The sequence below is a fragment of the Achromobacter sp. GbtcB20 genome, from assembly GCF_019091095.1.
In the GTDB taxonomy this organism is placed as follows: Bacteria; Pseudomonadota; Gammaproteobacteria; order Burkholderiales; family Burkholderiaceae_B; genus Achromobacter; species Achromobacter mucicolens.
In genome coordinates, this window is the sequence record NZ_JAGXJZ010000422.1 from 1 (window position 1) to 303 (window position 303).

Sequence of the window (303 nt, forward strand, 5' to 3'; positions counted from 1 at the left end):
CAGCTGAAGCCAGTCACACGCCGTGGTAACCGCCGCTACTACCAGCATCACGAAGTGTTGCTGATCCGGCGTATCCGCGAGTTGCTGTACGAGCAAGGCTTCACCATCAGCGGCGCCCGCAACCGCCTCGACAGCCGTGCCAGCGACCTGGCCGGGGGCATCGAACCAGCCCCGATCGAGGAAACGCCAACGGTCGACGTGCCGAAGCTGCGCGAAGAACTGCTTGGAATTCTCGCATTGTTAAAACACGGCTCCCGGCCGGCTTAGAGCCTCTCCCGGCCAGGGGGGAATTGATGGCGGCAT

Annotated in this window: 1 protein-coding gene; it reads left to right on the forward strand. The window is 63.0% G+C overall.

Features of this window, described 5'->3' with window-relative positions; genetic code table 11:
- A partial coding sequence (locus tag KVT32_RS29600) for a MerR family transcriptional regulator (RefSeq protein ID WP_217619373.1) occupies window positions 1–267 on the forward strand: 267 nt, incomplete at its 5' end.
- Window positions 268–303 lie beyond the last annotated feature (36 nt).